Origin of the sequence: Lysinibacillus sp. NPDC097214 (assembly GCF_050277945.1) — a bacterium.
Lineage (GTDB): Bacteria > Bacillota > Bacilli > Bacillales_A > Planococcaceae > Lysinibacillus > Lysinibacillus xylanilyticus_B.
The window spans coordinates 1-26,081 of sequence record NZ_JBNNSS010000012.1 but is presented as its reverse complement, the minus strand read 5'-3'; the positions used below and the strand labels follow the sequence as shown (position 1 = coordinate 26,081).

The window sequence follows — 26,081 nt, the reverse complement described above, 5'->3', positions numbered from 1 at the left end:
GACACTCCTTCATTTTTTATTTAATAGGAAAATAAACTTCTGTAATATGATTCTCCTCTGGTGTGCTATAGGGGTCCGTTTGATAAACTTCAAACGGAGCACCGTTCAGTTGATAGTTATGTTCATCAATCCAAACATGCAGCTTTGTATGAATAGAAGGTAATTCATCGTAAGAGCCAATAAGCGTAGCCATTGCGCATAGACCGGGATTAAACACTTTTGTTTTATTCGTGGCCATTGCAAGGGGAATTGCAATTTCTACATCATAATGTTCAGGTTCATATTCTGAACTATGGAAAATAGCAAGTGGCTTGGCAATAGGTGATAAATTTTCAAACAAAATTTTACTAAACAACTCATTAAAGTGTAGTAGAAAATTAGCGGTATTTATTTGTTTTCGTTGAGATACTATAGGATAGGTTAAGTGATCTACAAGTTTAATCTCAATCTGATCTAAATAACCCATTATATTTTTCTCTTCCTCTAATAGTTGAATATCATGTTTTAACTTTTTGGACAACGAAGAATAAAATGTAATCTGTTGTGTCAGATTTTCTTGTTTGGCTTTCATTTCAGAGTGAAGAAGTTCGGTATCCTCCCAATTAGCTAACATAACCTTAATTTCTTCCAATGAAAATAAATAGCTTTTTAAGCGTGCGATCAATAGAGCTGTTTCTAATTGAGAAGTATTATAATAGCGATAGTTGTTTTTAGCGTCGATGAAAGCAGGTTTTAAAAGTCCAATTTCATCATAGTAGCGAAGAGTCTTCAATGTAAGATGCGATATTTTTGAAAACTCACCAATTGTAAGCATAACAATCACCTCCTGTTTTAACTATAATGCTTCCTGTAAGGGGAGGGTCAATCAATGTAGCTAAATTTTTTTTATGGTATACGAGGTATTGGTAGAAGTAGGGGTACATAATATGGGGTTTCCGGGGGGCGTCTGCTGGGCTGCTTGGGGCAATAGATAAAGCTGAATGATAGATATCATTCAGCCTTTTAGTATGCTTATTCGCGAATAACTAATAGTACGCCACTAAAGATTAATGCAGTGCCAACCCAAAAGGATACGCCGATTTGTTCGCCTAGTAATAGCCATCCTAGGAAGGTGCCGACGATTGGCTGGAAGAAGAAAAATAAGCCGCCACTTGCGGCATTAAGCATTTGTAATCCACGATTCCACAGTAAGAAGCCGCACGCTGTAGAGATAACGCCTAAATAGAGTAAACCACCCCAGATGGATGGTTCTACCATAGCGTGGAAGTCTAATTTTAGTAGTCGTGGTATGGCTACAGGTGTTAACACAATGATAGCGACAAGTGTTCCGTAGCTTGTGACAACGATTGGCGAATACTGCTCTGGTACCCGTTTAATAAGAACGGACATCAACGACCAGGTGAGGGCAGCGATTAGTAGAGCAACCCCACCTAATTGATGGGAGGAATCGATATGTGCACTACCTACGATCATATAGACGCCGAATGTCGCTAGAATAATAGAAACAGCTTTTTTTAACGTGATTTTTTCTTTTAAAATGAATCTCGCAAATACAACCATAAATGCCGGTGTCGTTGCTGTAATGATGGCGCCCATTTGAGCAGTAGACAGCATCGTACCTATTTCTTGGGCAACGATCGAAATGGTATTTCCGATGAGCCCAATCATAAAGATTAACAGCCAGTCCCGTTTTTCGATTCGCCATGATTGTTTTGTCACAGCGCCTATGATGAACAAAGCGATGATGGCAATCATATAGCGCAGCCATACTAATTCTAATGGTGGTATAGTATCGACAACTACTTTAACTACTACATACATGCCGCCCCAAATGCTAGCAGCAAGTGATAAATATAAGGAACCTACTAAGGTTTTTTTCATGTTTTCCCCTCCGTTATCTCTAGACAATACTTGTCCTTAACGGAGAACTAAAGATTCTCAGTTAAGGGAGAATCACTTCAGGTACATCATGTTCAAATAGTGGTGAGAAGATCATCATTAGCCAGCTCCTTCTTTTATAATATTTCTTTTATCATATAACATTTTTTTGAATTTGAGAGAAAAAAATGATCTTAATTAGTCAATTACTGAATTCATGTTTATTTTTATCAAGAAAAGGGAAAAAGTGGAGAACGCCTCTGGGCTTCACTTAACGGAAAGGGAATCTATGATTTTGGGTTTATTAGCAGAAGGGTATGACAATAAAAAAATAGGTAGCTTACTGTTTTTAAGTGAACATACAGTAAGGGATTATGTCAGTAGTTTAATGACCAAGCTAAAAGCAAAGAATCGCACACAGGTTGTCGCTTCTGCCTTTCGATTGGGGTTGTTAAACTGAGTAACGACCGATTAATAGTTCGCGCGGAGTAGGAGGATACCCGCGCGAAGCCTTGCGGAAGTAAAGCGATCCATATGTTATCAATTACGTTATAAGACAGACTATTTTTTATTCAAATTTAAAGATTTTCTAATTACACTTCCTTTAAGTTTAGACTGAATGTTCATCTTTTCAATGACTAAACTATTCAAATCTAAAGGGGCGTGTGTTAACAATTCATATCCATCATTCGTGATTAAAATTGTATCAGAATGTCTAAATCCTCCTTTACCATCGAAATAAATGCCAGGTTCAATGGTAATAATCATATTTTCTTGTAAAATATCATCGCTTCCTTCAGCAATAAATGGACCTTCGTGATTACTTAATCCTATTCCATGGCCAGTTCTATGGAGCGTATTATTGATCAATCCGTGTTGAGCAAGATAATTTCGCGCTTCGCAGTCTACATCTGAAGCTCTAACGCCTGGTTTTAATATTTTTAACGATTGGTCTCTTGCTCGTAACATATGATGAAATAGCTCCTGTTCTTCCTTTGTAGGTTTATCTAGAAAAAAAGTACGTTCGCATTCTGAAGCATAGCCATTTATACGAAAGTAAGCCATCGAAACTTGAGGACCTTCACCTAATTTGTCCGTAATAGATGGAATACTATGCGGCATTGAACTTAATGGAGCGGGCCATACGATAGTGGTAAGAGATGTTGTAATCGGATCAAATTGCTGTGAACGAATCAATTGCTTTTGTATAGCATTCGAAATTGAGAAGGATTCGACAACCCCAGCGCCTTTGTATGAGGATTGTAGTATCTTTTCTATTGCCATATCAGACTGCTTGGCACTAAATCTAATTTTTTCTAGCTCATATGCGCTTTTCAATTGACGTTGGTCTGCTACAAGATGACTAGCCAATAGATTTTTTGCCTGGATTTTCAAATAAACCTCTGCTTTAACATTATTCTCAATGCCTGTATGATTAAATTTTTTTAGAAGCTGATGTAAAATATCGAACCAATTGCTACCGTTTGGAGATGGATAGTCCCAATACGTAATAATGTCACAGTCTAGAATACCTTTATGAACGTGAGCCTCTTCTAGTTTTGGGACTAGTAAAACAGGCTTGCAATCTAATGAGATAATAATGAAAAATGGGCGTTCTTCAGGCTTAAACGTAACATTTGTAAAATACCAAATATCTTCCTCGGCTGTGATAATGTAGGCGTCTAAAGAGTGTTTTTTCATTGCATTTTGTAAACATTTTATGCGCATCATTAATTCTTTTTCTAACATAAAAATACCTCCTTAAAAGTCTAATAGCGATTTCTTTTGATTGTAAATAATTTAGATCACAATGAGAAATACATAGAACATCCTGTTTTTATACTTATAAGGTATTACGAAAATTAAAGAAGGGGTAGACGAGAGGTCAGCGATTTCTTTTGGTGGTTAAACAGCCTGTGAAATCTGAATTTTCAAATGAATGCTATTGGAATTAACATAAAAAAGTAGTGAGAAAGGCATATTGTGTAGCTTTCCTCCACAAAAGAAGTATAGTAATAAAACATTATTTACGAATATTACAAGTGAAAGGATCTAAGCTTACACGATTGTAATGTAATTGAAAGCCAATACGATAGAGTGTAATACATTATTTTGCGAGAATGAGTATAGAAGCAAGAACAAGAAGCGGAGGAAAACACAATGAATGAAAAATTAGAAGGCGTATATGAGGAATTCAATCGTTACATATACCACTTATGTTTAAAACTTACTCGCAATAATGTAGAAGCTGAAGATTTAATGCAAGAAGTATGGGTAAAGGTTGTACGTTATGAAGATAGCGTTGCCGAGGTGGAGCATATTAAAGCTTGGCTTACAACAATTACAATGAATACATTTAGAGATCGCTATCGTAAAAAAACACGACGTAGTAAATACATGATGAACCAACCTGAAACATTAGACGTACCGATTTTAGATTTGGTTCCCAATAATGAAATTTCAACTGAAGAAAAAATTGAAAAAGATGTTGTTACTCAATTAGTACAGGATAAAATGGGGCAACTAGATGGAATTTATCGTAAAACATTATGGTATTTCTACATAGACCAATATTCACTTGCAGAAATCTCTACGATTATGAAAGTTTCAATTGGTACTGTGAAATCTCGTTTATTCCGTGCAAAAGCTCGTTTGAAAGAAATGCTAATGGCCGATGTAGCTATAGTAGAGTCAGTGCTGCCAGCGTGATGAAATGCATTGGTCGCACTAGCAGTATTACTTAGACGGAAGTATTCGTTCGGCCAATCCCGTAAATAGATGCATTGCAAAATTACTTTGCGATGCATCTTTTTTTTGATGGGGGATTTTGATCGCTGGAAGAAGTTACAGTCACTCACTTAAATGCAAGGCTAAATGAATTTCTAAATAGTGTGCTGGATTGTGTAAATCTCGATTTAACAATTGTTCGATTTTTTCGAGTCGATGGTATAGTGTATTTTGGTGAATGTGTAAGGTGGAAGCAGTTTTCGAAATGGAACGGTTTTGATGAATGTAACAACGAAGTGTTGCTAGTAAAGTTTCATCTTTTTGCTTGTATAGCGGAGCTAATATATCATGGACAATTTGTCCAAGCTCTTCTTCACTTTGTTTGCTGAACAGTCGATTAATACCTAGCTCCTCATAATCCGAAATGGTTACTTCATCATCTTCTTGTGCGTGGCGCAGAGCTTGTCGAAGTGCTTGCTTACTTTCTTCCGCACTCTGAGCGACCTCTAATAAGTGATCTTGTATGGTTCCTATACCTATTGCCACCTGTTGATGATAAAACTGGACCCAACTAATGATGGCCTGCGTTAATTGTTGTTTTATTTTTTTGCGAAAGGCTGTATCTCCTTGTAGTATCCAAACGACCGTTTCACGTTTTGTGAATATAAAGTGTTGTCCTTTAAAATACTGCTGTACATGTTGAATAAATTGCATACTATTTTTATGGGAAAATTGTTTTAGCTTAAATTTTACGACGAATGTTGATTTCTTAATATCAAGTCCTAATTCATCATAACGAGAATCGACGAGTGGGGCGCGTCCAGAAATAAGTTGTTGGAAAAGCTCAAAACGTTCTTTAAAAATCGTTTGTCCAGCTGCCTGTATTTGTAATGATTTTAAAGTTAAGCTCATCGCCGCATTTTCAATAATCATACGTTGTTGACTCGTTAATTCCTCCAATTGCTGAATAATTAAATAACCAAATGTTTCTTTGTCATTTCCAATAGGGAAGACATAGCCGATATCAATTAATTGATCCTTTTTAATGGTTGAGAGCTTGTCCATTTCCGCCAGCTGTAAAAACGTTTTACGATCTGCTAAATTTACATATTGAACGTCTAATTGTAATAATTCCTTCGTCGTTTGAATGATTTTCATTTCTTGCACATTTTGCAAGGAAAGTTTAAGAAAGATTTGATGAATGTCATGTTGCTTTATAAAGTAAGCATTTAACCGCTCTATTTCTTCATAAGCTTCCGCATTTCTTATAGCAACTGCAGCCTGCGATGCGAAGCTTTCTAGGAGTCTTAAATCACTTTGCTGAAAAGCACGTTTATTCGTATATTGATGGACAATCATAATCCCAAGCTTTCTTTCATGAAAGGTAATCGGAACAGCCATCGATGTATTATTCTCGATTCTTCCTAAATGTGCAGCTTCCGTTAATGCGTCTAGATTAAGCTTTGTGACATTGCTCATAATCTCTAATGTTTTTTGGTAGTTGTAAATGCCTGATACACCTGTTTGAAATGTATAGCCTGCCATTCCCTCGCCCAATTGAGGAGCGTAATCAAAAATACGCTCTGTTACACCCGCACTAGCTACTGTATATAAACGCTCCATTTCAGGATTGAATAACATTAAAAAACCACGGTCAATAACTGGAATAGCTAAAATGGCAAAATCCATGATCGTTTGTAATAGCGTTTTTATTTTCAACGTTGAGTTCATAGCGCCCATAAGTTGTATAATGGCTAATTTTTGCTCACGTTGCCGTATAAGGGTTTTCTGATAAAAGGTCTTTTCTAGCTGCCAAACTAAAAATTGCTCATCATAATCGGTAAAGTCTCCAAAGATGATACCTTGGACAATACACTCATTTGGCTCCGGTATGTATAACGTTGCACTGAAGCGTTTCTGTTGTTTATCCCAATGTATTCCTTTTAAATCAAGTTTTATTTCACAAGGTCGGCCATAAAATAAAGACCACTCCTTTGTTGCGCTGTAAATATAAAAGCTACAATTGTCGTCGTTCAATATCAGTTCTTTATGCTCCTTTAGAAACATTGTTATCTCGACTCCTTTCCTTCAATTTCGGAATTTATTCTAATGAACTTTTATAAACATTGTAAGATATTCTAATGATTTCGTCCTCTATTTTTCTTAATATTTAGATAATTTATTAAGAGGGGTGAGGTTATGAATGTCGAACTAAAAAACCGCAGTCAATTAATTTTAGGTGTTTTATTCTTCGGATGGATGGTTTCATACATTGACAGAACTGCTATCAGCCTAGCTTTAATCAATATTGGAAATGACCTTTCTTTAACAGCCACGGAACTAGGATTTGTTTTAAGTGCCTTCTTCTTCGGTTATGCTGCTATGCAAATTCCCGGGGGATGGTTAACGGATAAGTATGGAATGAAGAAATTATTAATTGGTGCCGTTATTTTTTGGTCCGTTTTTACAGCGTTTACAGGGTTAGCTTGGTCACTCACTTCATTGCTCTTCATTCGATTTTTATTTGGTATTGGGGAAGGCGGATATCCTGCCGCAAGTACAAAAGCAATTTCTATTTATTTTCATAAAGAAAAACGTACAAATGCTCAAACGACGATGATGTCCTCCAATATGATCGGTGGTGCTGTCGCTCCTATTATTTGTGCACCGCTATTATTGGCAATGGATTGGCGCAATGTATTTTTCTTAATTTCTGGTTTAGGACTTATTTTTGTGATCGCTCTTTTATGGAGTACTAAACATGCACAAACATTTACGTCAGAGGAGCGAGTGGAAAAAGAAGAGAAGGGCTCTTTTGGCAAAGTATTAAAAAATACTTATTTAATGCGTGTACTTCTTATTTTCTTCTTTATTAATATTGCAAACTGGGGGTTAAATACTTGGATGCCAACCTATTTAATGAAAGTGCATGGTCTTGATTTAAAAAATGTCGGCTTCATCGCGGCCATACCAGCCATTTTTGGAATGGTTGGCATGATTATAAGTGGGCGTATCATCTCAAAGCTAGGAGGGCGTTCAAAATATGGCGTAATTTTCGGATCAGCTGTGCTTGCTGTATGTTTATATCTCATGGCTACAGCCGGTTCTGCAGCAATAGCTATTACGTATCAATCCATCGCCTTTATATTTGTAGCTTTTATGGCCTCTTTCATATTTACAACGCCACACCGTGTAGTCAATCAGCAAAATGTTGGGACAGCTTTTGGCGTAGTCAATTTTGGTGGACAAGCAGCAGGGATTATTTCGCCAACAATTATGGGTTATTTAATTAATGCATCAGGTGGCTCTTTTGAATCATCCTTTATATTTTTAGCCATTATGTGTGTCATTGCCGCTGTCATCGCTGTTACTTTACCAGTTAACCACCAGCAACAAACAACTATACAATCTGTGGAGGAGGCATACGAATTATGAAACAACGATTATTTGAGTGGATGCAACAACATGAAGAAATATTTAGTCAGATGGCGAAGCAAATTTGGGACAATCCTCAGTTGGGGTATGAAGAAACATTTGCGTCTTCATTGCAACAAGATGTTCTAAAAAAAGAAGGGTTTGAAATTGTTACGCCGATTGGCGATGTACAAACTGCTTTTTATGCACAGTGGGGTTCAGGGAGTCCGATAATCGGATTTTTAGGAGAGTTTGATGCACTTCCAGGATTGTCACAGCAAGTCAGTTCACTCTATTCGCCAGTGGAGGAGGGGGCACCTGGACATGGCTGCGGTCACAATTTATTAGGAACGGCTGGGGTAGAAGCTGTAGTTGCCTTAAAAGAAGTGATGACGCTTCACAATATACAAGGAACGATCCGCTATTATGGTTGTCCAGCAGAGGAATTGTTATCCGGAAAATCGTATATGGCACGTGCCGGTGTGTTTGATGATTTAGATGTTGTTTATACGTGGCATCCATGGACGTTTAACGTGACAGCGAACTTCTCTATGCAAGCACTTACGGCCATTGAATTTTATTTTTCAGGTCGGACGGCACATGCTGCTGGTGCGCCACATTTAGGAAGAAGTGCGCTTGATGCTGTTGAATTGACGAATGTCGGAGCCAATTACTTACGCGAGCATGTGCCAGACGGTTCTCGTATGCATTATCAAATTACAAATGGTGGCTTAGCACCGAATATTGTTCCAGATAAAGCGAGTGTCTATTATTACTTACGCGGAGCAAATCGTGATGCTGTCAAAGATTTGGAACGCAGACTCATTAAAGTGGCAAAAGGGGCAGCGATGATGACAGAAACAGAAGTGCATTGGGAGCTGAAGGCAGGGTGTTACGATACATTACCGAATCTCACATTAAATGAGCAAATGTTGGCGCAATGGAACGAGCTACCGCCATTATCCTTTACAGAGGACGAGCTTTCTTTTGCAAAATCGCTACAGGCATCATTAGATCCGTCTGTTCTTGCAGGTACCGCCCAACAATCTTTTGTACCAAATGAAATAAGTAAGGAAGTATTGGTGGAGCAAGTATTGCATATGCCACAAACTTTTCGCCAATCCATGCAAGGCTCTAGCGATTTAGGCGACGTTTCGTGGATAGCGCCCCTTGGTCAAGTATTTACAACTTGTGCTCCATATGGCGTCCAAGTGCATACTTGGCAAGCAACTGCTGCTTTTGGATCTTCACTCGGCATAAAAGGAATGCATTATGCGGCAAAAGCAATGGCAGGAGCTGCGCTAGATTCCTTACTAAATCCAGATGTTATGAAAAAAGCGAAGGAGGAATTTGAGAATTTAAAAGCGGGGAAACAGTATGAATGTGGTATTCCAGAAGAAGTGAAAGCGCCAAATCCAGTTTAAACAAAGCTTAAGGGTGAGGAGAGTTCTTCACCCTTTTAATGATGTACAAACTGAGGGGAAGGGGAGGTTACCGAAAAAATTGAACCAAAAGAAAAACACCGTAAAAAGTTAGACGCTTGTCTAACTTTTTACGGTGTGAAAATGAAGCGTTTACTCATATCGATTAGGTTCAGCGTTGAGTAATTTTGAAAAAATAGTACGTAATGTTTGGACTTCCTCAGCCGATAGCATACCAAACATATTTTGTATAAGTTCGCTAACTTGCTGACGGGATTCCTCTAAAATATCTTCGCCATCAGCTGTAATTTTCAACTGGGATGCTCGTCGATCTGTTGCATGCTGTGTTTTTTCAATAAAGCCAGCATTAATGAGCTTACTTGTTAAAACAGTGACACCACCTGTCGTCACTTTTAACCGATCGGCAATGGCAGAAGGGCGCTTGGGTCCCTCCTGCGATAAGTAGTCTAAAATTAAAATATGGGATTTTGAAAAGCCGAGCACATTATGATTATTCCACTCGTTTGCCCACTTACGCTCAATGGAAGATACTACTTCAAACAACGAGGTAATGGCTATTTGTTTTTCTTGATCCATATAAGGTCAACTCCAAAACTGTTTTAACTTTCTTGTGCTAATCTTGTCATCGCGTTTAACTCATAAGCACGTACTCTACGTGGAATAAAACGACGAATGTCCATCTCATTGTACCCAACTTGAATACGTTTTTCATCAATTAAGATAGGGCTTCGTAACATTCTTGGGTGAGCCTGGATGATGGCAAACAACTCTTGAATAGAGAGCTGATCAATATCAATATTTAAATTTTTAAAATCATTTGAGTTCGTTGCAATAATTTCATCTGTTCCATCTTCTGTCATGCTTAAAATCTCTTTAAATTCAGCAAGTGTTAGTGGATGTGATGTAATACGTTTTTCTTTATATTCAATGTTGTGATCTTTTAACCATTTTAATGCTTTTCTGGATGAAGAACAGCTCGCTTGTGAATAAATAGTAACTGTCATTCTTCATTCCCCGCTTTCTTTTTTAGGATTATATTTAATATATATATCTTATTAGTAAGTTAAATAGGTTATACATATATCTTACTAGTAAGCTATATATAAATCAATATTTATTTTTAAAAATTTAACTAGAAATAACATTTTTTTAATTACACTAAAATATACGCACAAAAGAGCAAAAAGTTTCGCAAATTAAGCTTACAATGATGTAAGTTTTGTTAAACCTTACTAATAGATGCTCATAGAATAAAGAGAACTATTCTAATAGAGAGAGAAATAGTCTGATTTGAAGATAATAGATATATTGTTTTACCACTCATTATTAATATGATTGAATGCAGGCTTTTATGCATAGATAAATAATTTTTTGTTAAATCGGTTCAAAAGGTTAGGGAGTAGGGGGGGACCGTACATATTGCTCGAGTAAGTGAAAGAAGTGCTCGGGTAGTCCGGAGAAGTGATCGGGTATGCGGAAAAACTGATCGGGTAGACCGGAAAAGTGATCGGGTAAGCGGAAAAGTAATTGGGTATCCCGAAGAACCGCTTAAAATAATCGCTCGAGAATAATTCCTGACAAACGTTACCCACGCCAGAGTTTCAAGCAAAAAAAGAGGGCAGCTCCGAATGATCAAAAAAATCACACCGGAAACGACCCTCATTAATAATATTTCTAGTTTTGTTGTCCTGAAGTAAACCAGTCTTGGACATTCCAAACCTTTGTCGCTAAACCTTCATAGAAATCAGGTTCATGGCTTACTAATACGATTGTGCCTTTAAATTCTTTCATGGCACGCTTTAGTTCTTCTTTTGCATCGACATCCAAGTGGTTTGTCGGTTCGTCAAATAAAAGCCAGTTTGCTTCATCCATCATAAGCTTACATAAACGTACCTTTGCTTGCTCACCACCAGATAAAGAATTAAGTGGACGAGTAATATGATCCGTTTTTAGTCCTGCGCGTGCTAATGCTGCACGTACTTGTGCTTGTTCCATAGAAGGGAAGGCATTCCACACATCATCGATAGGTGTGATTTTTTCAGCTTTTACTTCTTGTTCGAAGTAAGATGGGTAAAGATAGTCACCGCGAATCACTTTTCCATCTAACGGATTTATTTTGCCTAACATCGTTTTTAATAATGTTGATTTACCGACACCGTTCATACCGACTAGGGCAATTTTTTCCCCGCGTTCAATCTCAAAGGTAAGAGGGGGAAGTAACGGCTTGTCCTTGTCGTATCCAATGACTAAGTTTTCAGCCTCTACTACATAACGACCAGAAGAACGTGCCTCTTTAAAACCAAATTCAGGCTTTACAGCTGTTTCAGGACGGTCGATACGCTCTAAGCGGTCAAGCTGCTTGGAGCGAGATTTTGCACGACCTGTAGTTGAATAGCGCGCTTTATTTTTCGCAATAAAATCTTCTTGTTTTTTAATGAATTCCTGTTGTTTTTCATAGGCATCGATATGCTGACGTTTATTGATTTCAGCAAGCTCTAAAAACTTTTCATATGTCGCCGTATAGCGAGTTAATTTTGAAAACTCTAGTTGGAAGATAACATCCACTGTTTCATTCATAAACTCTGTATCATGCGAAATTAATAAGAATGCATGTGGATAGTTCTTTAAATAGTTTTTCAACCATGTAATATGCTCTTCATCAAGATAGTTCGTCGGCTCATCTAGTAGTAATACTTTTGGTTTTTCAAGTAATAGCTTAGCTAGTAAAACCTTTGTACGTTGACCACCGGAAAGAGCAGCGACATCACGGTCTAAGCCGATTGCGTCAAGACCAAGACCACGTGCAACCTCATCAATTTTCATATCAAGAGAATAGAAATCACCTGCATCCAAAGCATCTTGCACTTCAGCCATTTGCTCTAGTAAATCTTCCAATTCTTCAGGTGTTGCTTCAGCCATTTTTCCTGTAATTTCATTGAGCTCTTCTTCTTTTTTATATAATGGAAGGAAAGCGTCACGTAATGCATCACGCATAGTTCGGCCAGCTGTCAATACAGTATGCTGATCTAAATAGCCGTAATGCGTTCCTGGAAGCCATTCAACTTTACCAGTATCGTGGATTGCTTGACCCGTAATGATGCTCATTAATGTTGACTTACCAACACCGTTTGCACCTACTAGACCAATATGATCACCTTCAACTAGACGAAAAGAGACATCTTTAAAAAGCGTGCGGTCACCGAATGAATGACCTAAATTTTCAACTGTTAATATTGCCATATATGTTCCTCCGAGGGTAGCGGCTAATGACCGCTAAATATTATAGTTCTGCTAATTGTTTATTTAACTCTGCTAGCGTAGCTTCCATATTTGCAAGGCGTTGCTCTGCTTTTGCTACTTGATCATTATGACCTGTAGATTCAAGCTTCTCAATGTCGCCTTGTAAATTCATGTAATCCATTTTTAGCTCTTTAATTTGATATTCAATATCGCTTTTTGATGGCATGATGATTGCTCCTTTTTGTGTATATTTTGTATAACGAATGCGTGTAAAAGCGATGGAGGTTTTTTTACCCCCACCGCTTATTAGTTACTATCAATCGGGTACCTATGTTGCTTGAATTCACTTCTTAGTAAATTAAAGATAAGTGAAAGTGAAAAATTCTTCTATATTGTATCATATCCACCTTCAAAGAATCACTAAGTAGAAGCGATATTATGTCTATCGTAAGCGAAATCTAAAAGTAATGACTGTAGTGCTTCATTGTTACTTACAAGATTGAGCTGTCGTTGTTTTTTAACAGCCCGTTCGCTTCGAGCCTCATGTAATAAAAATTCCATGACAGCGTTTTGAATTTGTGATTGTTTCATTTTGCGACCAAGTCCAAGGTGAATAAAGCCATTATGTTCGCGAGGGAAGGCATGTAATAGCTCAGCCTCCGTTTGTGCAAGCGTAATACAAGGTACACCATAAGAGGCGATTTTATAAGGTGTATAGTTAGCATTACAAATAATAACATCTGCTTTTGGTAATAGTTTTAGGAGTGCGTTTTTATCACGAAGAATGGCAGTGTTACGACGACTAAGCACCATCATTTGCAAATCATCTGTTGCATGTCGATAGCTTTCATCAATCATCACTGTAATTTGTAGTGGAATTTGTAGCTGCGTTAAGTGTCGAAGAGTACGGTAGGTTAAGTTATGCTCGTCCCCATCCTCAAAAGCAACAACGATATGAGGTGGGTTTTCGGGTAGTTTAATGTCTGGTCGATCCTCAAAATGCTGATAAGCTTCTGGTAATGCGAAATTGAAGCTTCCACCAATATAATGAGAAGGTAAATAATCTTTAACTTCTTGATAGAGTGCTAGCAATACACAATCACAGGCTTGGCCACCCTCACCTAAATCATCAAAATGAATGATTGATTTGCAGAACGGTCGTAAATTTTGCACTTGCCAGCTTTCAGAGTTACGGCCATCTCTTACAATTAAATCAGGCTGAAGACCTTTCATTTGTTTAGGTAGCTCATCAAAATGTTCAAATAAGATTGGCGAGAGATTATCATTCATTAAAATTTGAATCCCATCATTTGAAGGGGTCTTTACAAATATGAAAACTTGTTCATTTGCAAGTAGCTTTGCCAGCGTTGCAACCCGTTCAAAAGGATACAGCCCTTTATCGATACAGCTTTCAATAATGAAAACAATCGTCTTTTTTAGTTCTGTTGCTTGAATTTCGTTTTGCAAATGTATCCCATCCTTTCATCCGTCTATTTAAACTATGGTGAAGGATGGGCAAGTATGTGTAAAAAATTAGGATTAGATAAATTATAGCTCTAAATAGTTTTTCAAACTTCTACAAATTAAATGAGTAAGAGCTCCCTTTTTGACCGATAAATAAAGTAGAGTTTGCGGGAAGATACATATAGGATTGTTTTAGATTTTTTTAGCAAAAATAGAAGCCTTGTTCCGGCAGTGCGGCTTCTGGAGCAAACGAGCTTAGAAGGGGGTAGAACCAATGGGAATGCGCGCAGCGATTGTTGTAGGGGCTACTGGATTAACAGGTACCTCTCTTGTAGAACAATTATGTGAAAATGATGAATATGTTTCAGTTACGGTGATTGCACGAAGAGCGCCAGCATTTACGCATCCAAAGCTAGAAGTAAAAATTCGTAATTTAGATACTTTAGAGGAAAAAGATATCGAACTTGCACATGAACTTTATTGTTGTTTAGGAACAACGATTAAAAAGGCAGGATCTCGTGAGGAATTTGAGAAAGTTGATTTTGAATATCCGCTAACGATTGCCTCGTTAGCCAAAAAACGAGGAATCCCGCATATGCTAGTCATTACAGCAATGGGGGCAAATGAAAAATCTCCATTTTACTATAATCGAGTAAAAGGAAAGCTTGAACATGATCTGATGGAGCTAGGCTTACAAAGACTTTCTATTATTCGCCCATCTTTATTGGTTGGGGAGAGAGAAGAATTTCGCTTAGGTGAAAAGGCGGGAGAGAAAGTTTTAAAGTTAGCAAAGCCACTATTAGTTGGACCATTAAAGCGTTCAAGAGCTATAGAAGCTTCCCAAGTTGCAAAGGCGATGATCGTTATTGCACTGTACGGCGATAAACAACCGGTAATCATTTATCCATCTCAGGAATTGGCGCAGTTAGATTTTCCTGAAACGCAGGATGAGGACGTTTCAAGGGAGCAATTATTTAATTGGGATAAGCGCAAATTATCAGGTTCTAGCGATAAAGGAGATAAAGTAAATCAAGAAGTTGTGATTAATCGAGATAAATATAAAATAGAAGAAACCGTTGTAGATAAAGAAGTAAAATTCCAACATCGTCGGGATAAATAAAGGTCCATCACCATAGCGTGGGGTTGATTTCCGTTCCGACTGGGCGCTTTGTTGCTGTCGCTACGTTAGCACTACGCTTTCGCACAGAGCAAAGCTTCCTGGGGGCGTCCGATGAGCCGCTTCACTCGCGTTGCTCGCTCCAGGGTCTCAGGCCAACACGATGTTGGTCACGAAGGCGTTATCACAGGATGTGATGGTTTTAGCCTTCGTTCCTCTATTGCTGATCCCCGAGGAGTCGCCCAGTCGTAACGAAGATCAACTAATATATATGGCATATGTTTTAACAAATGTCATCCTTAACTTTTGGAGATGAACCAAATAATAATGCAAATATCAGGCACGTTGATTAGGGAAATATAGGTTTATAATTGTCTGAAAAGAGATTTTTTTATTGACATTTTCGTTATATATATTCATTTTTCGCTGATTGTAGCGGAGGGCTACTCGACTCCCGCGGGAAAGCGAGGCAGACGAGACCCTGCACGAAGCGAAGCGGAGGAAGCGGCTCGACGCTCGCCCGCAGGAAAGCGAGTAGCCCGTAGCGAAAATCAGCGTCTTCAAAGTGGTAACAAATTCATCTGTGAAAATATTATTTTAATAACAAGTAATCGCCATAGCAAAGTCTTTTTTCTGAAGCGATATTTCTTGTGTAGACTACGTTCCGCCTAAAGACTGAAATTACGGTTTTCACTACTACAATTCTTTTCGTGCCTCTTTTCATTTGTTACAATATTATTGTAGAAGATGAATGTGGAGGCAAAAAGAAAATGAAAATTTTACTCGTTGATGGCACGATGTTTGGTCGCAAAACTGGTGCTATTTTAGAGCAAGTGGAGCAATATATTAAAGAATTAGATGCTAGTTTCGAATTAGAAATTATGCATTTTAGTCAATATAAGCATCAAATTGTAGATGGTTCACCGTTAAATGATGACATGAAGGAAATGATTCAAAAGTTTGAGGAAGCGGATGCATATATTATCGCTACACCGATTTTCCAAGCATCGATTCCGGGCGTTTTGAAAAATGCATTTGATTTCTTGCATCCAAAAACAATGCGCTATAAGCCAGTATCGATCGTGGCAAATGGTGGCACATATCAACACCATTTAGTAGTAGAAAATCAGTTAAAACCAATTTTAGACTACTTCCGTGCACTTGTGACGCCGAACTATGTATATACACACACATCTCATTTTGATGCGGATAATAATATTGTAGACGAAGATGTTCATAATCGCTTACGTGAATTGGCTCGTGTTTTTGTGCAATATTGTGAAATGAGCAAAACATTGCCGAAAGAACCGATCGATCAACATTAAAATAAGATCTTTATCCCTTGTGCAGTGGAAGGAAATCACTGTGCAGGGGATTTTTCTTTTCAAGTATCCATTTACGATGTGATAAAATAGAACTTTAGTGAATCGGAAGGGAGGGCTGCTCATGCAGGACATCGCTGTACTAGAAAAACAACGCTGTAATCTAATATTGACGAATAAGGCGAAGGAAGCGGTAGAGGAATGCTCAGCAAATGAGCATGCCTTTTTTGCCTTACAAAAAGCATTTACCGTCTATATCGAAAAGCGCAAAGCCAAAACAATTGGTGAAACGTTTTTATCGATTTATTTTAATGCAGAGCAAAATGAAAAGTTAACGGACGTCCTTGCTGAGAAAACAGCCATTATGGATTGTGTGCTAAAGGTAGAAGGGTTGCTAGCTACAAATCTTCGTTTTGTACATATGCGAGGCCCCATCAATACCAATCGACGCTTACCAGCAGCATTACAATTTGTCACAAGACCTAACAATGGAGCAGGGATTCCGCTTGATCTTCATACAAAAATAAGACAGCTACCAATAGCCGAGGAGCGCACAGAATATGTGAAAAAGCGTATCTCGAGTTGGGAAGGCTTTTTAAAAATCCAAGAACGTGATGCGACCATTGATGACATTCATACAGAATTTAAGCAAAGCTATTTTAATGAAGATTTTACTAGGCTCACAATTGTCTGCCCTTTTATAAAATCGAAGGAATGGAAGAAGCTTGAAGGGTTAAGTGTGAACATTCAAGGAGTACGCGGTGAAATTGGACAAGTATTAAAGGCTAATGCAGGGAAGCAGACAATAGAAATTGACTTAAAGCCTTTTGTGCAGGATTTAGCACGTAAAGATCAGCTTAACCTTCGTTCAAAGCAAGCGAGCTTTAGTAATTTTGCGACTTTGAGTCAAATTAGACGATTACGCAATGGTTTTACAAAGCTAGAAAAAGGCGAGGCCGTTAACCCTAATTTAGAGACGATACTATTTGAAAAGCGTCCCTCAGTTCGAACATCCAAGCTACGAGAAGATATTGTTTTTCACAATAATTTAAACGAATATCAGCGACGAGCTGTTTTAGGCGCATTGTCTGTTGAAGATTTGTTTGTCATTCAAGGACCTCCTGGCACAGGGAAAACAACTGTTATTTCTGAAATTTGTCAGCAAAATGTGAAAGCTGGTTTAAAAACACTTGTAGCTTCCCAATCAAATCTAGCCGTGGATAATGCCTTAGGGAGACTTCTTTCCAATCAAGAAATTCGAATTTTACGCTATGGTAGAACGGAAAGTATTGAAGAAGAAGGTAAAAAATTTATTGAGGAAAATGTTGCGCTTCATTGGCGTGAGCAAACTCTCGCAGCGATCGAAGAGGAGATCACAGCCTCTACAGAACGTGAACAGGAACTAAAATCAAGTATTAGCAAGGCTGAAGAAGAGCTAGAAAAGCTTGAGGCATGGCTTGAGGAGTTAACAAAGGAAATAGCTGCAAAAGAGCAGGCCGCAATTGACGAGCCCATTTTACAGCAGGAAATACAAGGGTTAAAGAAAGAGTTAAAGGCTGCAAAAGCCGAGCAGCAGGAGAACGAGGCACATAAAGAGCATTATGAAAAACAGCTGGCGCAAATCGAGCCTGCTGTAAAATCGCTTGAGCAGACCCTTACTGAAAGCCCGTCTATCGAGCAGCTAAAGCTTACTATAGAAGAAACTACTCACAAGATGGAGCAATTGGAAGCGGCTGCTCAATATAAGGAGCTGCAAGAGCAAAAGCAGCATCTAGCAGTGCAGTTCAAAGATATCCAATTGAAATATGAAGAGGAAAATAATCGTCTTCAATTAATGAAGGAAGCCGAAAAATATATCGGTAATTTAACGTCCTATGAGCGAATCGAACGATTTTTACAGCACTATCAAATTCGCCCATCTTATGTGCTGTCACAGCAAATAAGTCGTTTACAGCATTTAGAGGATGCTAAGGATTTAGAGGCATGGGCAACCATCAATTCGCGTCTACAAAAAGCGATCGCAAAGCTTGAGGCGTTGGTATCGGATGAAGAAAAAGAACGTGCCCTTGCTAAAAGCAAATTACAGCCTGTTCAATCGTTTTCGTTGCAAAATCTAACAGGGGTTTTTGCCCAGCTCAATACAGCCTTTCAAGATGATCAAACACCTTCTGCCGAGCAACTTGAGAGTTTCTTGCTCGGATTATATATGCGTCGTGATTTTGTCTGGCAAAAAGGTGTAGCGCTGAAACAACAACAACAGCATAAAGATCAGGAATTTGAGTCCTTACGTAAAGGTATTGGTGGCTTAATACATCAAGAATGCGCGATTACAAGCTTTGACGTTCAAAGCATACAGCGACAATTGCAACCATATTTACAGCATACAGAACGACTTCAGCAGCTAGTTGCGACATTCCAAATGGATGCTGAGCCAGAAGAGTCTGTAGAGCATTTAAAAATACTAGTATCGCAAGCGAAATCTTCTCTTCAAACAGCACGTCAACAGCTGGAGGCAGTCGAGCAGGCTAATACACAGCTCCTACCAAAGAAAGCGGCGCTTCAAACAGCGCAGACTAGCTTACAAGAGATTGAACAACAGCTCACACAATTAGAGGAAAATATAAAAGAAATTAATATAGCTGGGTTAAAGAAAGAGAAGCAGCTCACAGCTTGCACCAAACTCCTACAATCAACACCGGAGCGCACTTCCGAGGAGGTAAAGGAAGCAATTGCATCCTCCAAAGTAGCGATGGAGGAATTACAGCGCAAGGAGAAGCAGCTGCCTCTTCGAAAAAAATTACAAGAGCAATGGCGTGATAAGTTGCAGAACGCTACTGAATATGATTTAGATGAAATTCGAAAATTATATGTGCGTCATGCGAATGTGATCGGTACAACATGTGTGGCTTCAGCAAGTAAAGAATTTATGGAGAACTACCCGACATTTGATGTTGTCATTATTGATGAAGTATCAAAGGCCACACCACCAGAGCTATTATTGCCAATGTTGAAGGGTAAGAAAATTATTTTAGTGGGCGATCATCATCAGCTACCTCCACTCCTTGGAGATGATACGTTGGAGGAAACGTTAAAGGCGATGCTCGATGAAAATCCAAACTTTGACGGTGCGCAGGAATTAAAAAATCTGTTGCGTGAATCGTTGTTTGAACGTTTATTTAATAATTTACCGCAAACACATAAGCAAATGCTGGCATTGCAGTACCGAATGCATGAGAAAATTATGCACAGTATTACACCGTTTTACGCGAAAGAGGAAAATGGCTTGCAATGTGGTTTACCAGATTCAGATGCAGCGCGAGACCATTGCTTAGAAGGACAATTTGTTAACCGAGATGATCATTTGCTATGGGTTGATATTCCGACCGAAAAACCTTATTTAGAGGAGCAGGTAAAAGGCGGAACGAGTCGTTATAATGAGGGTGAATTACAAACTATTCGACGTATTTTAACCGATTTGAATAAGGCTGTTATCGAAGCGAAAGCAGCCGGACGCATGCCTCAGGATGCACAAAAGAGCGTTGGGGTTATTAGCTTCTACGGGGAGCAAGTAAAGAAAATTAATCGCCTTCTGCAACAGGAATTACAGTTACCGCATCTTCAATTTAGAACCGGGACAGTCGATAAGTTCCAAGGTATGGAGATGGACGTCATATTAGTGAGTATGGTACGTAATACACCTAAAGGGGGAGACGTTGGCTTTGCAAAAGATTACCGTCGTTTAAACGTTGCCTTATCTCGTGCCCGTGAGCTATTACTACTTGTGGGAAGTGCTGAGATGTTTACCAAACGTGCGAAGCATCCAGATACACGAGAGATGTACAGCAATCTATTAGATACAGTGATATCCTATAACGGCTTGCGTAATCATGAAGGACAGGTGATGTAGATTGTCAAAATTGCAGCAGCGCTTAATGCGTGAACTTCAGCAAAACCGAAATATTAAAATCGTCAAAACCGATGAATGGTGCATCCCTATTCGAACAGTAGAAGCATCCTATGAGCCTGTTCGTCGTTCCACTATGGATGTCTTGATGACCATGCTGTTAATCAGCATACAGGAAGCGGATTTTGCAAATGCACAGGATTTAAGTGAGTTATTACTAGTCGATCCGTTATTTATTGAGGATTTAGTATCGAAAATGTCTCGAGTAAGTCTTATTGAGCAAGAGGAAGGCTTTTATCGATTAACATCTAAAGGACAGCAGCAACTGGAACGTGGCATCTTCGAAGAAGAGCTAGAAGTAGAAATGGCTAACCTTTACTATAGCCCATGCCATCTTGCATTTCTTGCTGTCGATGAGGGCAATATCGAAGAATATGATGATCTACCAGAACTCTATCGCTATGTAGATGAAGAGGCTGAGAAGCAGGAAGAATTCGACGAAGCTATGTTAATAGAAGCGTTACAGCAAGAGGATGGCGAAGAAGCTGGAGCTGGAGCTTCACAAAAAATAGTGGCAAAAATTGTTCAAACCGACGCTAAACAAATTAATGATAGCCCATGCCTTGAATTTGTCCTCCACGATAAAGAACAAGATATTGTGTTCGTTCGCGTATGGAATGCGCTGTTAAATCAATGGGATCCGCACCTAGAACAACAACTCACAGAAAAAGAACAACTAGAGTGGCGTAAGAAATACTTATAAGACAAAAAACGAACGTATAAAGCGTTCGTTATTTTGTTTTTCATAGCGTTGAAAAAAATGGTCAAGGTTGTCCAAAAGATACACGCTATGTAGAGTGGGTGATTGGAGTGGAGACTGGGCGACTCCTTGGGGATCAGCAATAGAGGAACGAAGGCTAAAACCATCACATCCTGTGATAATGCCTTCGTGACCAACATCGTGTTGGCCCAAGCGGCTCATCGGACGCCCCCAGGAAGCTTTGCTCTGTGCGAAAGCGTAGTGCTAACGTAGCGACAGCAACAAAGCGCCCAGTCGGAACGGAAATCAACCCCTCGTTTTGCCGAAAAGACATACACTTTTTAGGTGTATGTCGATAAAACGGAAAAGTTGGGTGATAAAAACAAAAAGTTAGGTGATAAATTCAAAAAGTAAGGCGATAAAATGGTAAAAGACCTCGATAAATTTTTAAGCTCGCATATATTATTACAAAAAAGGAGGGGACCGATGTTTACGATTAGTTTATGTATGATTGTCAAAAACGAAGAATGTAGTATTGAAAGATGCTTAGACTCCGTTCAACATTTAGTGGATGAAATCAATATTATTGATACAGGCTCAACTGATCGTACAAAAGATATCGTCCGAAACTATACCTCTCGAATTTTTGACTATACTTGGTGTGATGATTTTGCCAAAGCACGTAATTTTTCCTTTCAGCAAGCTACGAAAGATTTTATTTTATGGCTCGATGCAGATGATGTCATCACAACAGAGCATCAGCAAAAACTTCTACAACTTAAGCAATCGCTATATTATCCTAACGTCGATGCTGTTTCCATGGCTTATTATGTAACGCTTGATGCAGATGGCTGTGTGGAATCAAGTGAAAAAAGATTTCGTCTCGTAAAACGAGCACGTAATTTTCAGTGGCAGGGTGCCGTCCATGAGTATTTAGATGTAACAGGCCAGCTCTTTCATAGCGATATAGCCGTTACACATTTGCCAAGAAAAAGTGATATTCATCGCAACATTACTATTTATGAGCGTTTAAAAAAAGAAGGGCACCCATTTTCAGCTAGAGAAATATTTCATTACGCAAATGAGCTCAAAATTCACCAGCGATTTTTAGAAGCAATCAATCACTATCATAGTTTCCTAGATTCCACAAAAGGTAGTACTGACGATCATATCGAAGCTTGCTTAAATTTAGCGGATTGCTACCAACAGCTAAATGATACAAAACAAGCAACACAAGCTATTCTACAATCACTATTATATGATCGACCAAGACCAGAAACATGCTGCCGAATCGGTCATTTTTTTATGGAGCAATTGAAAAATAAAGAGGCTATTTATTGGTATTCACAAGCGTTACAGCAGCCTATAGAACAAACAATGGGTATTCAAAAACATGCTTATTCCACATGGCTTCCGCATTTGCAGTTAAGTTTGTTATACAATCGCTTGCGTCTCTATGAAAATGCACATCAGCATAATGAGGCAGCACGTAAATTTAAACCAAATGATCAGCGCATACTAGACAACCGAAAATACTTGTTGGCTCAGTTAAAGAAATAAGGCCGTCATGGAAAGGGAACATCAATAAAATTAATATATATACCATAACCAATTAACACCGATACAAAAACAACAATGGTCATAAAAATCACATTCCGAGGTCTGAAAGTTCGAGCATCCATTCATTCATCCCCTTTCTATTTTGTGAACATTCTGTTAACTCAACATATGTTTTGAGCGTTTGAGTATGCAGTTCATCATCAACATTTTTTGAAGCATAGAAAAAAGCAAACTCACAATTAGCGTGAATTTGCTTTTTTTAATCGTCTTACCTGATCACTTTACTCGGCAACCCGATCAGATCTAGGGACTACCTGATCACTTTACCTGGCAACCGGATCAGATCACGGGTATAGCTGATCATTTTACCCAGCACCTGATCAGATCCCAGGCCAACCTGATCATTTCTCTGACAATGACTATGATTGACAATAAGTAGATGGCTCTAAAACAATTTCTGCCCCAATCTTATGGTATATTAGACAGTACATAGTTAGTAAAGGAGTACGAATATATGGTTAAAAGTGTAGTTATTGCTGAAAAACCTTCAGTTGCACGTGATATAGCAAATGTCTTGAAATGTAATAAAAAAGGGAACGGATTTTTAGAAGGTGACAAATATATAGTTACTTGGGCATTAGGACATTTAGTAACATTAGCTGATCCAGAAGCCTATGATAATAAATATAAAACATGGAATTTAGAAGACCTTCCAATGTTGCCAGAGCGCATGAAGCTAGTCGTTATGAAGCAGACGGGTAAGCAATATAATGCGGTCAAATCACAGTTAACGCGTAATGATGTAAATGAAATCATTGTCGCTACTGATGCTGGGCGTGAAGGTGAATTAGTTGCTCGATGGATTATCGATAAAGCAAATGTGAAAAAGCCAATTAAACGTTTATGGATTTCATCTGTCACAGATAAAGCGATTAAAGAAGGATTTGCAAATTTAAAACCGGGTAAAAACTACGATAATCTATATGCTGCTGCTGTCGCTCGTTCTGAAGCGGATTGGTATATCGGATTAAACGCGACACGAGCATTAACGACAAGATTTAATGCACAGCTAAACTGTGGTCGTGTTCAAACCCCAACGGTTGCGATTATTGCTGCACGCGAAGATGAAATTAAAAACTTCAAACCACAAACGTATTACGGTATTGAGGCACAAACAGATTCATTAAAGCTTACATGGCAAGATGCAAACGGGAATTCACGTAGCTTTAATAAAGAAAAAACCGACGCTATTGTCAAAGCACTAGGCAATCAAGATGCAAAAATTGCTTCAGTTGATCGCAAGCCTAAAAAATCATTTGCCCCAGGTCTTTATGATTTAACAGAATTACAGCGAGATGCCAATAAATTATTCGGTTATTCTGCAAAAGAAACATTAAATATTATGCAAAAGCTATATGAATCTCATAAAGTGCTGACATACCCTCGTACAGATTCTCGCTACTTATCATCTGATATTGTCGGCACATTACCTGAGCGTCTAAAAGCATGTGGTATCGGAGAATATCGTACATTCGCGAATAAAATTTTAACAAAGCCGATCAAAGCGAATAAATCATTTGTAGATGATAGTAAAGTATCCGATCACCATGCCATTATTCCAACTGAGGGCTATGTGAACTTTTCTGCATTCAATGATAAAGAGCGTAAAATTTATGATCTAGTAGTAAAACGATTTTTAGCTGTGTTATTCCCAGCACAAGAATATGAACAATTAACCGTACAAGCTCAAATCGGTAATGAGAAATTTATTGCCAGAGGGAAAACGGTTATAAATGCTGGCTGGAAAGAAGTATATCAAAATCGTTTTGATGATGAGGAATCAACGGATGATGTAAAAGAGCAACTACTTCCTCGTTTAGAACAAGGACAACTATTAAAAACAAAGCTAATTGCCCAAACATCTGGTCAAACAAAGCCACCAGCACGTTTTACAGAGGCAACATTACTATCGGCTATGGAAAATCCTACGAAGTATATGGAAACGAACGATAAGAAGCTTGTAGATACGTTGAAATCAACAGGTGGATTAGGGACAGTCGCAACACGTGCAGATATTATCGAAAAACTATTTAATTCATTCTTAATCGAAAAACGTGGCGGCAAAGATATTTACATTACATCCAAAGGTCGTCAATTACTTGACTTAGTGCCTGAAGAATTACGTTCTCCAGTAACAACAGCCGAGTGGGAGCAAAAGCTTGAGCTCATTTCAAAAGGTAAGTTGAAAAAAGATGTATTCATCAATGAAATGAAAAAGCACACGCAAGAAATCGTCGCTGAAATTAAAGGAAGCGATAAAAAATACAAGCATGACAATATCTCAACAAAGTCCTGTCCGGATTGTGGCAAGCCAATGCTTGAAGTCAACGGTAAAAAAGGCAAAATGCTTGTCTGCCAAGATCGTGAATGTGGTCATCGTAAAAACGTATCACGTGTCACAAACGCACGATGCCCGCAATGTAAGAAAAAGCTAGAGCTTCGTGGTGAAGGTGATGGCCAAATCTTCGTATGTAAATGTGGTTATCGTGAAAAATTATCTGCATTTGAAGCCCGTCGTAAAAAAGAAGGCGGCGGTAAAGTAGATAAACGCAGTGTGCAGAAGTACATGAAGCAGCAGGACAAAGAAGCTGAACCGATTAACAATGCGTTCGCGGATTTATTAAAAGGGATGAAGTTCGATTAATAAAAGAAGTTGAGACAAAGCCTCAATAAATAACAAGCAGCCCAGAAAATTTTACTGACAGTAAAATTTTCTGGGCTTTCTATTTGAGCATATCAATTTTAATAAAGAGAAAGGGCATGGTTGTGTCTCAGCTTCTCTTTGTCAGTCTATAAATATTTAAGGATATGATAAAAAATTCTATTTTTAGATGCAATAAAAAAGTTAAATTAACTTAAGATGAAGCGTCTAATGATAATTTTTTTCGTAAGTATATAAATAGGAAGTTTTTCGATGAAATGAAAAAGTATTAATTTTTTTTAGAAAAAGTGTTGACCTTTTTGAATTAAGAGAGTAATATTATACGAGTCGCCAAGATAACTTCTGAAAAACAATTAAATTAAATAAATTAGTTGTTGACATCAAGTTTATAGCGTGATATTATATAAGAGTTGCTGCTGAAGAAAACAGCAACGACATGAACCTTGAAAACTGAACAAGCAAAACGTAATCAATAAAGTTTTTAGTAGCTAACCTTGAGTTGGTGAACGAAACAAAATTTTGGACATCAAA

20 protein-coding genes are annotated in these 26,081 nt (G+C 38.3%); 10 read left to right on the top strand and 10 right to left on the bottom strand.

The genetic code is table 11. The features are described 5' to 3' along the window. Positions 1-16: 16 nt before the first annotated feature. On the bottom strand, positions 17-814 hold the full coding sequence (locus ACQKMI_RS21135; RefSeq protein ID WP_427492111.1) for a MerR family transcriptional regulator: 798 nt from the start codon (positions 812-814) through the stop codon (positions 17-19). 197 nt (positions 815-1,011) lie between these two features. Next, on the bottom strand, positions 1,012-1,881 hold the full coding sequence (locus tag ACQKMI_RS21130) for a DMT family transporter (RefSeq protein ID WP_427492110.1): 870 nt from the start codon (positions 1,879-1,881) through the stop codon (positions 1,012-1,014). A gap of 286 nt (positions 1,882-2,167) precedes the next feature. Between ACQKMI_RS21130 and ACQKMI_RS21125 the strand changes: the two genes are divergently transcribed. Continuing rightward, on the top strand, positions 2,168-2,338 hold the full coding sequence (locus tag ACQKMI_RS21125) for a LuxR C-terminal-related transcriptional regulator (protein WP_427492108.1): 171 nt from the start codon (positions 2,168-2,170) through the stop codon (positions 2,336-2,338). A gap of 101 nt (positions 2,339-2,439) precedes the next feature. On the opposite strand, the gene ACQKMI_RS21120 is transcribed toward ACQKMI_RS21125, so the two are convergent. Beyond that, positions 2,440-3,627 (bottom strand): M24 family metallopeptidase, encoded by a 1,188-nt coding sequence (locus ACQKMI_RS21120; protein WP_427492106.1) that lies wholly within the window; start codon positions 3,625-3,627, stop codon positions 2,440-2,442. Between the two features lie 411 nt (positions 3,628-4,038). Between ACQKMI_RS21120 and ACQKMI_RS21115 the strand changes: the two genes are divergently transcribed. Continuing rightward, a complete protein-coding gene (locus ACQKMI_RS21115) occupies positions 4,039-4,587 on the top strand; it encodes an RNA polymerase sigma factor (RefSeq protein ID WP_427492104.1) in 549 nt (182 codons plus the stop codon). Between the two features lie 141 nt (positions 4,588-4,728). Here ACQKMI_RS21115 and ACQKMI_RS21110 read toward each other — a convergent pair whose 3' ends face one another. Beyond that, a complete protein-coding gene (locus tag ACQKMI_RS21110; RefSeq protein ID WP_427492102.1) occupies positions 4,729-6,672 on the bottom strand; it encodes a helix-turn-helix domain-containing protein in 1,944 nt (647 codons plus the stop codon). Between the two features lie 132 nt (positions 6,673-6,804). Between ACQKMI_RS21110 and ACQKMI_RS21105 the strand changes: the two genes are divergently transcribed. Together ACQKMI_RS21105 and ACQKMI_RS21100 are read left to right on the top strand one after the other, a co-directional pair. Beyond that, positions 6,805-8,040, top strand: a complete 1,236-nt coding sequence (locus tag ACQKMI_RS21105) for an MFS transporter (protein ID WP_427492100.1) — start codon at positions 6,805-6,807, stop codon at positions 8,038-8,040. Beyond that, positions 8,037-9,443, top strand: coding sequence for an amidohydrolase (locus ACQKMI_RS21100; RefSeq protein ID WP_427492098.1), 1,407 nt, complete (start codon positions 8,037-8,039; stop codon positions 9,441-9,443). Before ACQKMI_RS21105 ends, ACQKMI_RS21100 begins: the two co-directional genes overlap by 4 nt. Positions 9,444-9,593: 150 nt before the next feature. On the opposite strand, the gene ACQKMI_RS21095 is transcribed toward ACQKMI_RS21100, so the two are convergent. From ACQKMI_RS21095 to ACQKMI_RS21075, 5 genes are all read right to left on the bottom strand, one after another. Continuing rightward, entirely contained in the window at positions 9,594-10,037 is a 444-nt protein-coding gene (locus ACQKMI_RS21095) for a MarR family winged helix-turn-helix transcriptional regulator (protein ID WP_323650995.1), read from the bottom strand. Positions 10,038-10,060: 23 nt separating this feature from the next. Beyond that, on the bottom strand, positions 10,061-10,465 hold the full coding sequence (spx, locus tag ACQKMI_RS21090) for a transcriptional regulator Spx (RefSeq protein ID WP_427492096.1): 405 nt from the start codon (positions 10,463-10,465) through the stop codon (positions 10,061-10,063). A gap of 670 nt (positions 10,466-11,135) precedes the next feature. Beyond that, positions 11,136-12,701, bottom strand: a complete 1,566-nt coding sequence (locus ACQKMI_RS21085; protein WP_427492095.1) for an ABC-F family ATP-binding cassette domain-containing protein — start codon at positions 12,699-12,701, stop codon at positions 11,136-11,138. Between the two features lie 40 nt (positions 12,702-12,741). Beyond that, entirely contained in the window at positions 12,742-12,927 is a 186-nt protein-coding gene (locus ACQKMI_RS21080) for an SE1832 family protein (protein WP_285397488.1), read from the bottom strand. Positions 12,928-13,121: 194 nt separating this feature from the next. Next, complete coding sequence (locus ACQKMI_RS21075) at positions 13,122-14,168, bottom strand: PseG/SpsG family protein (RefSeq protein ID WP_427492093.1); 1,047 nt, start codon at positions 14,166-14,168, stop codon at positions 13,122-13,124. Between the two features lie 271 nt (positions 14,169-14,439). On the opposite strand from ACQKMI_RS21075, the gene ACQKMI_RS21070 reads away from it, so the two are divergent. From ACQKMI_RS21070 to ACQKMI_RS21055, 4 genes are all read left to right on the top strand, one after another. Beyond that, positions 14,440-15,285 carry an NAD(P)H-binding protein gene (locus tag ACQKMI_RS21070; RefSeq protein ID WP_427492091.1) on the top strand — a complete coding sequence of 282 codons (846 nt, stop codon included), beginning with the start codon at positions 14,440-14,442 and terminating at the stop codon, positions 15,283-15,285. Positions 15,286-16,052: 767 nt separating this feature from the next. Continuing rightward, positions 16,053-16,607 (top strand): NADPH-dependent FMN reductase, encoded by a 555-nt coding sequence (locus ACQKMI_RS21065; protein WP_049667893.1) that lies wholly within the window; start codon positions 16,053-16,055, stop codon positions 16,605-16,607. Between the two features lie 121 nt (positions 16,608-16,728). Further along, positions 16,729-20,511 carry a DEAD/DEAH box helicase gene (locus tag ACQKMI_RS21060; protein ID WP_427492089.1) on the top strand — a complete coding sequence of 1,261 codons (3,783 nt, stop codon included), beginning with the start codon at positions 16,729-16,731 and terminating at the stop codon, positions 20,509-20,511. A gap of 1 nt (position 20,512) precedes the next feature. Then, positions 20,513-21,271 carry a hypothetical protein gene (locus ACQKMI_RS21055; RefSeq protein ID WP_427492087.1) on the top strand — a complete coding sequence of 253 codons (759 nt, stop codon included), beginning with the start codon at positions 20,513-20,515 and terminating at the stop codon, positions 21,269-21,271. Here ACQKMI_RS21055 and ACQKMI_RS21050 read toward each other — a convergent pair. Then, positions 21,266-21,490, bottom strand: coding sequence for a hypothetical protein (locus ACQKMI_RS21050; protein WP_427492085.1), 225 nt, complete (start codon positions 21,488-21,490; stop codon positions 21,266-21,268). The two genes, ACQKMI_RS21055 and ACQKMI_RS21050, sit on opposite strands and share 6 nt — an antisense overlap. 264 nt (positions 21,491-21,754) lie before the next feature. Between ACQKMI_RS21050 and ACQKMI_RS21045 the strand changes: the two genes are divergently transcribed. Both ACQKMI_RS21045 and ACQKMI_RS21040 read left to right on the top strand, forming a co-directional pair. Beyond that, positions 21,755-22,828 (top strand): glycosyltransferase, encoded by a 1,074-nt coding sequence (locus tag ACQKMI_RS21045; RefSeq protein ID WP_427492083.1) that lies wholly within the window; start codon positions 21,755-21,757, stop codon positions 22,826-22,828. A gap of 514 nt (positions 22,829-23,342) precedes the next feature. Next, positions 23,343-25,532: a DNA topoisomerase III gene (locus ACQKMI_RS21040; protein WP_427492081.1), complete on the top strand. Its 2,190-nt coding sequence runs from the start codon at positions 23,343-23,345 to the stop codon at positions 25,530-25,532. The last annotated feature ends 549 nt before the right edge of the window (positions 25,533-26,081 follow it).

Excerpts from the sequence above, each read along its gene's own strand:
- ACQKMI_RS21135 (WP_427492111.1), bottom strand. The coding sequence starts at position 814 with ATGCTTACAATTGGTGAGTTTTCAAAAATATCGCATCTTACATTGAAG.
- ACQKMI_RS21130 (WP_427492110.1), bottom strand. The coding sequence starts at position 1,881 with ATGAAAAAAACCTTAGTAGGTTCCTTATATTTATCACTTGCTGCTAGC.
- ACQKMI_RS21125 (WP_427492108.1), top strand. The coding sequence starts at position 2,168 with ATGATTTTGGGTTTATTAGCAGAAGGGTATGACAATAAAAAAATAGGT.
- ACQKMI_RS21120 (WP_427492106.1), bottom strand. The coding sequence starts at position 3,627 with ATGTTAGAAAAAGAATTAATGATGCGCATAAAATGTTTACAAAATGCA.
- ACQKMI_RS21115 (WP_427492104.1), top strand. The coding sequence starts at position 4,039 with ATGAATGAAAAATTAGAAGGCGTATATGAGGAATTCAATCGTTACATA.
- ACQKMI_RS21110 (WP_427492102.1), bottom strand. The coding sequence starts at position 6,672 with ATGTTTCTAAAGGAGCATAAAGAACTGATATTGAACGACGACAATTGT.
- ACQKMI_RS21105 (WP_427492100.1), top strand. The coding sequence starts at position 6,805 with ATGAATGTCGAACTAAAAAACCGCAGTCAATTAATTTTAGGTGTTTTA.
- ACQKMI_RS21100 (WP_427492098.1), top strand. The coding sequence starts at position 8,037 with ATGAAACAACGATTATTTGAGTGGATGCAACAACATGAAGAAATATTT.
- ACQKMI_RS21095 (WP_323650995.1), bottom strand. The coding sequence starts at position 10,037 with ATGGATCAAGAAAAACAAATAGCCATTACCTCGTTGTTTGAAGTAGTA.
- spx (WP_427492096.1), bottom strand. The coding sequence starts at position 10,465 with ATGACAGTTACTATTTATTCACAAGCGAGCTGTTCTTCATCCAGAAAA.
- ACQKMI_RS21085 (WP_427492095.1), bottom strand. The coding sequence starts at position 12,701 with ATGGCAATATTAACAGTTGAAAATTTAGGTCATTCATTCGGTGACCGC.
- ACQKMI_RS21080 (WP_285397488.1), bottom strand. The coding sequence starts at position 12,927 with ATGCCATCAAAAAGCGATATTGAATATCAAATTAAAGAGCTAAAAATG.
- ACQKMI_RS21070 (WP_427492091.1), top strand. The coding sequence starts at position 14,440 with ATGGGAATGCGCGCAGCGATTGTTGTAGGGGCTACTGGATTAACAGGT.
- ACQKMI_RS21065 (WP_049667893.1), top strand. The coding sequence starts at position 16,053 with ATGAAAATTTTACTCGTTGATGGCACGATGTTTGGTCGCAAAACTGGT.
- ACQKMI_RS21060 (WP_427492089.1), top strand. The coding sequence starts at position 16,729 with ATGCAGGACATCGCTGTACTAGAAAAACAACGCTGTAATCTAATATTG.
- ACQKMI_RS21050 (WP_427492085.1), bottom strand. The coding sequence starts at position 21,490 with ATGAGCCGCTTGGGCCAACACGATGTTGGTCACGAAGGCATTATCACA.
- ACQKMI_RS21045 (WP_427492083.1), top strand. The coding sequence starts at position 21,755 with ATGTTTACGATTAGTTTATGTATGATTGTCAAAAACGAAGAATGTAGT.
- ACQKMI_RS21040 (WP_427492081.1), top strand. The coding sequence starts at position 23,343 with ATGGTTAAAAGTGTAGTTATTGCTGAAAAACCTTCAGTTGCACGTGAT.